9 protein-coding genes are annotated in these 8,360 nt (G+C 67.3%); 6 read left to right on the top strand and 3 right to left on the bottom strand.

All coding sequences use genetic code 11. The features are described from left to right. The coding region (locus C2142_RS37695; RefSeq protein WP_277347308.1) for an RHS repeat-associated core domain-containing protein at positions 1-1,415 on the top strand (1,415 nt) is incomplete at its 5' end. 10 nt (positions 1,416-1,425) lie between these two features. Continuing rightward, positions 1,426-2,013: an SMI1/KNR4 family protein gene (locus C2142_RS37690; RefSeq protein ID WP_148647291.1), complete on the top strand. Its 588-nt coding sequence runs from the start codon at positions 1,426-1,428 to the stop codon at positions 2,011-2,013. A gap of 159 nt (positions 2,014-2,172) precedes the next feature. Here C2142_RS37690 and C2142_RS37685 read toward each other — a convergent pair whose 3' ends face one another. Next, a complete protein-coding gene (locus tag C2142_RS37685) occupies positions 2,173-2,376 on the bottom strand; it encodes a replication-relaxation family protein (RefSeq protein WP_148647290.1) in 204 nt (67 codons plus the stop codon). Between the two features lie 309 nt (positions 2,377-2,685). On the opposite strand from C2142_RS37685, the gene C2142_RS37680 reads away from it, so the two are divergent. The 4 genes from C2142_RS37680 to C2142_RS37665 all read left to right on the top strand — a co-directional run bounded on the left by C2142_RS37680 (position 2,686) and on the right by C2142_RS37665 (position 5,741). After that, positions 2,686-2,889 carry a hypothetical protein gene (locus C2142_RS37680; RefSeq protein ID WP_148647289.1) on the top strand — a complete coding sequence of 68 codons (204 nt, stop codon included), beginning with the start codon at positions 2,686-2,688 and terminating at the stop codon, positions 2,887-2,889. Further along, positions 2,886-3,380, top strand: coding sequence for a hypothetical protein (locus C2142_RS37675; RefSeq protein WP_148647288.1), 495 nt, complete (start codon positions 2,886-2,888; stop codon positions 3,378-3,380). The genes C2142_RS37680 and C2142_RS37675 overlap by 4 nt, the downstream gene beginning before the upstream one ends. Before the next feature lie 580 nt (positions 3,381-3,960). Next, a complete protein-coding gene (gene ltrA / locus C2142_RS37670) occupies positions 3,961-5,430 on the top strand; it encodes a group II intron reverse transcriptase/maturase (protein WP_148647287.1) in 1,470 nt (489 codons plus the stop codon). Positions 5,431-5,453: 23 nt separating this feature from the next. Beyond that, on the top strand, positions 5,454-5,741 hold the full coding sequence (locus C2142_RS37665) for a hypothetical protein (RefSeq protein WP_148647286.1): 288 nt from the start codon (positions 5,454-5,456) through the stop codon (positions 5,739-5,741). A 305-nt stretch (positions 5,742-6,046) separates the two neighbouring features. Here the strand turns inward: C2142_RS37665 and C2142_RS37660 are convergent, their stop codons facing one another. Both C2142_RS37660 and C2142_RS41320 read right to left on the bottom strand, forming a co-directional pair. Further along, positions 6,047-6,658, bottom strand: coding sequence for a replication-relaxation family protein (locus C2142_RS37660; protein WP_277347358.1), 612 nt, complete (start codon positions 6,656-6,658; stop codon positions 6,047-6,049). A gap of 80 nt (positions 6,659-6,738) precedes the next feature. Then, the coding region (locus tag C2142_RS41320) for an IS1634 family transposase (RefSeq protein ID WP_194235868.1) at positions 6,739-8,360 on the bottom strand (1,622 nt) is incomplete at its 5' end.

The raw sequence follows: 8,360 nt of genomic DNA, 5'->3' as shown, positions 1-8,360 counted from the left end.
GCCACCCCACCAACTCGCTCGGCTACCAGAGCGGCTGGACCGACCCCGCCTCGGGCGACGTCAACATGGCCGCCCGCTGGTACCGACCCGGCAGCGGCACCTTCGCCTCCCGCGATTCCTGGCAGCTGGGCACCAACCCATCCATCCAGGGGAACCGATTCACCTACGGCAACGGCGACCCGACCGACTCGACGGACCCGTCAGGGCACAATTCCTGCGAGACTCTTCGACATTTTGTACCCTTTCGCATCCCGCTTGTGTGTATCCCTGACGAACCTCTACACCTCCCTATGTATGATCCGGAGGATTTCCGAGGCGGGTTCTCCGACGGGCCGCAGATCGACTGCGACAAGTACTGGTGGACGACTGACTGCGGCGGCGCCGGTTTTAGGCCCACGCCGACATCGACAAGTGAACTCCACAGGGGAATCACATCGACCAGTGAAATCCGGCGAATCCCTCGCGGAGGAGGCTCAGGTGGCGGAGGCCGCAGAAACCCGGGCTCGGACCACCGGCGCCCCGGCCCAAGCACACCTCCCGGCCCACGCAGGCCTCCCGGTCCCACCTTGCCCAGGCCCAAGCCGCCAACGGACACCCGCCCGATCAACGACAACGACCGCCCGCACATCGATCCCAGCCCGATCGACTTCTTCACCGACACAATCGTTACCGTCGGCACCGCCGTGGTGACACTTGTGGTGGTCGATGGGGCCACTGTCGCTGTTGGCACTGCCACGACCGTCGGCGCCGGCATCGTCGCGGGTGTTGACGCCATCATCGGTACTACGACTACTACCACGACTACTACGGACCCCCTGCCGATTCCATTGCCAGAACCGGGCGGCAAGAACCGTTGGCGCCGCAGGGACACCGAATGCGATGAGGGGCCCGGAATCTCCGACACTGGACACGCTGTGTACCTACCCCGTGAGAAGTACTACGACGACTTCTCTCAGCGGAACGAATGTCGCGCCAGAGGTACATGGTTTTCTCTTGATGGGAGCGACTACAACCCTTCGAGCAATCCAAAGAAGGGGACGGATACATCAAGCAGCATTCGCCCGCCGGGTTACGAGGAGATCCGGAGCATGGGTGAGAGGCCGGCGAATGGTCATATGCTTCCAAAGGCGGCAAGTGGTGCCGGAACTGACTTGCGCAACCTGGTGGCAGAGTACTCGTGGACGAACTCACCGTATCTCCGCGACGGTGTCGAAGCGGACATTCGTGACGCTGTTAAGAGCAACAAACATGTGATCGGTGAGATAGTTCCGCACTATGGCAGCGAAAACTCCGGAATCTATGAATCCAAGGAGTATAATTACCTAGTTGTCGAGGACGGCCGGACTGTTCACTGTATCGTCTATCAGGCGCCATCTGGAGGAACCACCAACGGTGGTTGTCCCAATATGCCGTGAGGAGCAATGCATGCCCGACTACGTAACTTCGGTTGCCGAGGTGGTGGGTGAATCGGCACCCGCTCGGCCAAATCACGTGGACTGGGGCCACCTTGAGACCACACTAGAAACGGAGCTCCCAACTGACTTCAAGGCGATCGTGGCGGCTTACGCGCCGATCCAGTTGAATGGCCACCTGTTCCTTTCACATCCGAATACCGAGCTCTTTAACCTGGCAAAAGAGGTAGACCGGGGCATCAAGGCCTTCGAGCGTATCGACTGGCAGGTAGCCGGAGCCCAATTCCGTGGGGAGAACCCACGCTTCGGTGGGCCGGACGGGCTGATCCCGGTGGCAGGGACGGACCGAGGCGAGGCCGTGTTCCTGTGCAGGTCGGCGGGTCCGTTGTCCTGGCATGTAATTGGCTTTTCCGACGACGGTGAGCACTTCTACGAATACGAGATGGGTTTCGCTGAGTGGCTCTACCGTTACCTGGCCGGTGAGGACATGATTGGCCCGGGCAGCGGGGTCTTCTACCCCGGGCCGGTGCTTATTGAGGATCTGCCACGTTCGCCTGGTGACAGGGTTGTTGAGCGGCGAGGGCCGGACCGAAAGATGTAGCACTATGTGCCTCTAACCTTGACCTTTCGTGACGGTCCGTTGGTTCCTTCGGCGGACCGTCACGGCCTTCGCCGTAGCGCTGATAGACCTCGGGCAGCGGCGGGGAGGCGACGCCCTCCAACTCGGGGAACGTCGCGGCGACCCGGGCGCCGTGCTCGGTCAGGAACCAGGCCCGCAGCCTCCCGGCCTGCGGCAGCACGACGTCTCGACCAAGCCCTCGCCCTTGAGCCGGCGAAGGCGCCGGCGCATCTGTTCCGGCCGGGCCTCGGGGGTGTGCAGGACGCGCAGCTGCTCGGTGGTGGCTATCCGGAACTGGAACAGCGCGGCGACCACGGCGTGGTCGATCTCGGGCGGCATCGCCATCACGGGCTCCTCAAGGTCGGTGTCCGCCGAGCGCGAGCAGGCTGCCGCCGAGGCCGCGGCCGCCGAGGGGAAGCCCGCCGGCTCCTGGTGGCGCCGTTCCTGACCGGCCGGGTCGGTCCGGGCGGTGTCCGCTCGGGCCGACCATGCTCATTGGTGGGGCGGGGGGATACCTTGATTCCTGCCCCGCCCCCGCGTCGGCGCCCATCGGGGCGGCAGATACGTGCGGGTGACCCTCCCGGCGCGGGCCGGGCTACTTCGTTCGGGCGGTGGCCGGGTTCGCCGGACGACCGGGGCGGGCAGAGCCTTCGCATGACGAATCCCACCAGGCACCGCCGTCGCCACCCGGCGGCCGCCGCCGTCCCGTCCCGGACCCAGATGCCGCCGGCCCCGACCCGCCGGCGCGGCACGGGCGGCTGCTGCCGGACCTGGTCCAGCGAGCACATCTGTCCGGGCGGCCTGGTCGTCCGCACGACCTGGCACGAGCCCGCCTGCACGATCGGCGCCCGGCCGTGACCGCCCCCGCCGAACAGACTCCGACCGCCCGGTTCGAGCCCGGCAGCACGGCGGTGCGCCGCGACATCCACGCGGGCCGGGTCTGGACCGCGATGCCGCACCGGGTCATCGACGACACCGGCGAGCCCCTCCAACTCGCCTACTGGCCCGGCATCACCTCACTCGCCCCGACCACCTGGATCGCCTCCCTGCACACCGGCGACACCACGCTGCGCGAGAGCGGCCTGCACAACCTCGCCACCGGCACCTGGACCCTCGCCCCCTACCGCTGGACCGGCACCGCGCTGCGCAGCACCTTCCAGGCCGGGGAGCACTCTCGGTGCACCGGTTCCAGGACGCCGGCACGGGGCTTCGATCCGCTGGTACGTGAACTTCGAGCTCCCCTGCCTCCGTCGCCCGGCCGGGATCGACACCTTCGACCTGTTCATCGACCTTGTGGCGCAGCCCGACCTCTCGGCCTGGTCATGGAAGGACGAGGACTTGCGCCGTGAGGCGCTGTGATTTGTGCGGAGGTGAGAGACCTGCGCCACTGATCCTGTCGCAGCAGGACGGTGAAGCTGAGGGCAGCCTGAACCGGGTGATGCCGGGGAAGGCGGGAGCAGCCCTGACAACGACGGGACGCGTCAGCACTGCCAGATGACGTGGGCCCGGCAAGCGTGGTGGAGAGGAGTACGCGAGGAACCGGCGTCGTTACGTCCCTAACTCTTCCGCCGGCTCTAACCTGGCGGATTTGGGCCGGATGCGGTGCGCACGGCCGCCTGCTGATTGGGCGGTCGGAACTCCTGGGGAGGTCTGTCATTGCTGACCCGGAGGCCATGAGGAAAGCCTGCGGCGTACTCATGGCGATGCCGCGGGGACACAGTCGGGCTCCTACTCCACCGAGCGAATCACAGTGAACACGGGAACCACCAGGTACGGCTCCACGGGCGACAGCGGCCAGCTGCCGACGGGGATAGGCGCATCGACCGCCGAACGGCCTGAGTGGGGCGGAGCCGCCGTAGTACTCCGAGCCAGGGAAAGCCCGGCACATGGGGAAGGGCGGCAGCGGTATCGAGGGGGGAGGAGGCTGCAATGCCGAAAGATGCACCGTCGAATGACGGCGCTTCGTTGGAGGCGATCCCGTTGGGGTCGCGTCAGCGGGTATCGGAGATGCAGGCCAAGCTTCACCGTTGGGCGGTGGCCGATCCCGGCCGCCGGTTCGACAACCTGTTCAACCTCGTGCATGACCCGGCGACGCTGACCATGGCGTTCGACCGGGTCGCGGGTAACCGAGGAGCCCGGTCTGCCGGCGTTGACGGTCTCACGGCCGCCGACGTGGAAGAGCTGATCGGGGTCCACGGCTTCCTGGACGACCTGCGTACCCAGCTGAAGACGGGTGCGTTCCGGGCACTTCCGGTGCGGGAGAAACAGATTCCCAAGCCGGGCGGGTCTGGAAAGGTTCGGCGGCTGGGGATTCCCACGGTCACCGACCGGGTCGTTCAGGCTGCGCTGAAGCTGGTGCTGGAACCGATCTTCGAGGCCGACTTCAAGCCGGTCTCCTACGGGTTCCGGCCCAAGCGGCGAGCCCAGGACGCGATTGCCGAGATCCACAGTTTCGGTACCAAGGGCTACCGATGGGTCCTGGACGCGGACATCGAGGCGTGTTTCGACGAGATCGACCACGTCGCGCTGATGGACCGGGTCCGGGCAAGGATCAAGGACAAGAGGGTCCTGGCACTGGTGAAGGCGTTCCTGAAAGCCGGGATTCTCACGGAACTCGGCGAGTTTCGGGACAGCCACACCGGGACGCCGCAAGGGGGCATCCTGTCTCCGCTGCTGGCCAACATCGCCCTGTCGGCGCTCGATGAGCACCTCCAAGGGCCGTGGGAGGGCAACGGGACGATGTCCGCCGGACACAGGCGCCAGACTCGCCGCCGCAGGGGACTGCCGACATGGCGAGTCGTCCGCTACGCGGACGACTTCGCAGTCATGGTCCATGGGACCGAGCAGGACACCGTGGCGTTGCGCGAGGAGATTGCCCAAGTGCTCCGGACGATCGGGCTGAGGCTGTCGCCAGCCAAGACCAGAATCGTGCACCTGAGCGAGGGTTTCGACTTCCTGGGGTTCCGCATCCAGTGGCGCCGCAAGAGAGGGACGAACAAGTGGTACGTCTACACCGACATCTCCAGGCGCGCGGTGCGCTCGGTGAAGTCGAAGATCCGTGCCATGACCCACAGGCTGTCGCAGCAGAACATGGCGTACGTGCTGACCAGGTTGAACATGATCACGCACGGTTGGGCCGAATACTTCAGGTATGCCATCGCGAAGCGAGTCTTCGCGATGGTGGACGCCTTCGCCTGGTGGAGGGTCGTCCGCATGCTGCGTTCGCGGCATGACTGGAGTTTCGGTGACGTCCGGCGCAGGATGATCACTCCTTCCGGGGAGTGGCTGCCTATCGCGGTGGGCGAGGTCAAGTTGCGGAGGTGTGCGGACATCCCGGTCACCCGGTACCGCTACCGAGGCACCAAGATCCCCAACCCATGGACTCTGCAACCAAACTGACGGCAGATGCCGTGGAGAGCCCGTTGCTCAGTAATGGGCACGGCGGGTTCGGCGAGAAGTCCGGGGAAACGGAGCAGGGGCAACCCTGCCACCGCGCCCCGGGCTTACTCTGCGAGTACGGCCAGGTGCGGCGCCTGGGCCTGGCCAGCGACGACCTCCACGCCCTGGTCGAGCAGGCCCGCCAGCGCGCGCTCGGCCTCCTCCAGGACCGATCCGGCCCGTTCGCCGACCCATGGACCGCCTGGTCACCCGACCCGGCCTGGCCACTGCCGGCCCTGCCCGACAGCGCGGACGGCACGGCTCCGCGCTGACCATCCGTCGGCCGCCTTGATGGTCTCGCCGCAGGACCGTTCCGTACCTTGATGGTCCGCCAAGGTATCCGTTCCAACCTTGGTGGCCAGGTCACGGCCGGATAACTTCCCAGTTCAAAGCATTGGTGGCCACCTTGATGCCCGCCCCGCGTGCTGCGGGTTCGTTCTGTGCGGGCAGAACGGAGTGATCAACCCTGTGATGACAGGAGGCACCTTGATGGTCCGCCGGCCGCCCCGGTTCGGACGCTTTGATGCCCGCCCCGGCAGTCCGGGACGGGTATCAAGGTACGGGTGGTGGTGCTGGGTCAGCGCCCGGTGGCGGTCAGCTTCCACCAGGGCATGGCCTCGGCGTTGGGATCGCTCAGCGGCCACCAGACCTGGCCGTCGTAGCCGTCGGTTTCCAGGTCGGCCAAGCTGGCGGCGCCGGCCGGGACGGAGCGCAGCATCTTGGCGACGTGCCGGTCGCGGGCGTGGAGCTGGAGCTGGTCGACCCAGTTGAAGAAGCCCATCTCGCCGGTGCCGGTGAGGACGAACAGCAGGCGCGGGAACCGCGCGTAGCGGCGCTCCCAGATCGGCACCCCGCGGCCCTGTGCCTCCGTGGTGCCGGGCCGGACCCCGGCTGGCAGGGGCGCGGTGGACCAGTACCTGGCGTAGGCGTTCAGCTTCGACGCCAGACGTTCGGCGCCCATGGTGCCCCGGTCGACCTCGACGAACGCCCGCAGCCGCACGATGCTGCTGCCCGGCTCCGTCACGCCGTAGTAGAGCAGCCTGTCCGGGCGCACCGTGCCCTCGCGGCCCTCGGCGAAGCGGTGGGTGATCTCCGGGATGAAGTCGAACGGCCCGTAGACGTCGCCCCGCTTGCGGGCGTCGGTGAGGAGCGCCAGGTGCGTGCGGACGACGTCCAGCTGGTGCCACAGCGTGTACTTGAACGCGGTCTCGTCGCCGGGCAGCCGCGGGGCGGGGATGTCCGCTAGCCGGTGACTTCGCAGGTGGGGTCTTAGGTTTCCAGCCAGCGGGGTCGGGTTTCGTCGATGCCGAGGAGTTCGAGCAGGTGTGCTTGGACTCCTCGGTTGATGAGGATGACGGGTGGGCTGGTCGCGGTGCCGGGTCGGAGCATGAGGCTGTCGAGGTGGTAGAGGATCATGCGGCCGGTGGGGCGGACCTTGCGGTTGTCGGGGTAGAGGCCGCCCATGGTCCGGTCGGGGCCCAGGGCCTGGCGGACCTGGCGTTCGATCAGGCAGAACACGAGTAGGGCCAGGCAGATGACGGTGATCAGGGCGGCGATGCGCCGGTTGTGTTCCAGGAAGATCGGGGCGACGGCGAGCGGGCCCTTGAAGTCGTTGTAGCGACGCTCGACGACGCCTTGGCCCTTGTAGCGCTTGAGGACCTCGGCGGCGTCGGCCTGCTCGGGAGTGAGCCGGGTGACCAGGGCGTACCAGCCGTCGGCGGCGGCCTCGGTGTCCAGGATGTCCTGATCGAAGTGCCAGGCCAGGGACGGGCGCCCGTCGGAATCGACGGTGACCCCGGTGCGCAGGCAGCTCGCGACCCGGCGGGTTTTGGCGATCACGCCGATGCGGGCCTCGACCTTGGCCGCGGTGTTGTAGAAGCGGCCGCCGGCCGAGCGCTGCAGTTTCTCCAGGTCTTCCGCGGCCCGGGCCAGGCGCTTGGCGCGGGCGGCCTGCTGGCCTTTGGCGTTGCCGGTGGAGTGGACCAGGATCCTGCGCAGCCGGTGCTGCGGGTCGCTCTTGCGTGGCCCGGTCATGACGTGGACGTCCTCCAGGACCCGGTAGGACTCCCGTTGGTCGGCGGGGGTGTTCCGCTCGCGGTCGCGGTCGTTGACGTAGTCGACCGGCCGGGCGGAGTGAAGGTCGAGGGCGGCGTAGACATCCGCCTTGACCTGGGCGGCCGGGAGCGGGGCGATGAAGTCGACCTTCGCGTCCAGCAGTGCGGTGATGTTCGGGTGGGAGACGAGTTTGGAGTCCGCGACGAGCAGGAAGTCCTTGCGCTCGGCGGTCTTCCGCAGGGCGTTCATCGCGCCGACGACCTGCGCGACCTCGCCCGCGCCGCCGTCGTAGACCCGGTGGAAGAGGGGGATCCCGCCGTCGCGGGTGACGGCCAGGCCGGCCTGGATCTGCTTCAGATCCACCCGCCGGTCCTTGGGGTGACCGTACCTGACCTGCGGAAAGCCCTCTTCCTGGTCCTCGTAGGCGCCGAACAGGGACATCGACGTCATGTCCCAGTGAATTTGGGCGGTGTCGATGCCGAATTCCGCGATGGCCTGCGCGCCGACGGAGCCGGTGATCTCCTCCAGATGCGGGGCGATCGCGTCGAGAGCGCGGGCGAGCCTGTCGTCGTTGAGCAGGTCCGGCTCGACGCCGAAGACCTCCTCGACGGCCCACGTCCGCGCCCAGTCCCGGACTCGGACCATCGAGGTCGGCGAGGACAGCCGGTTGGCGACCAGGACCTCGATCACCTGCCCGTGCGTGAGGTGCGCGACCTCGCGGATCGGACACAGCTCGTCGATGATCCCGGCCACGTCCAGCCGGCGCAGAAACAGAGGCGGGGCGGGCAGAGCGCCCAGACGCCTCTCCACCACCGGGGCCAACTCCACCGTCAGGA

It is taken from the genome of Streptomyces sp. CB01881, assembly GCF_002953255.1.
Lineage (GTDB): Bacteria > Actinomycetota > Actinomycetes > Streptomycetales > Streptomycetaceae > Kitasatospora.
Note: the sequence above shows the minus strand (reverse complement) of the source record. Positions and strands in the feature narration are given on the sequence as shown.

Bases quoted from the DNA above. Each gene is read 5' to 3' on its own strand.
- ltrA (WP_148647287.1), top strand. From the start codon at position 3,961: ATGCCGAAAGATGCACCGTCGAATGACGGCGCTTCGTTGGAGGCGATC.
- C2142_RS37690 (WP_148647291.1), top strand. From the start codon at position 1,426: ATGCCCGACTACGTAACTTCGGTTGCCGAGGTGGTGGGTGAATCGGCA.
- C2142_RS37680 (WP_148647289.1), top strand. From the start codon at position 2,686: ATGACGAATCCCACCAGGCACCGCCGTCGCCACCCGGCGGCCGCCGCC.
- C2142_RS37685 (WP_148647290.1), bottom strand. From the start codon at position 2,376: ATGGCGATGCCGCCCGAGATCGACCACGCCGTGGTCGCCGCGCTGTTC.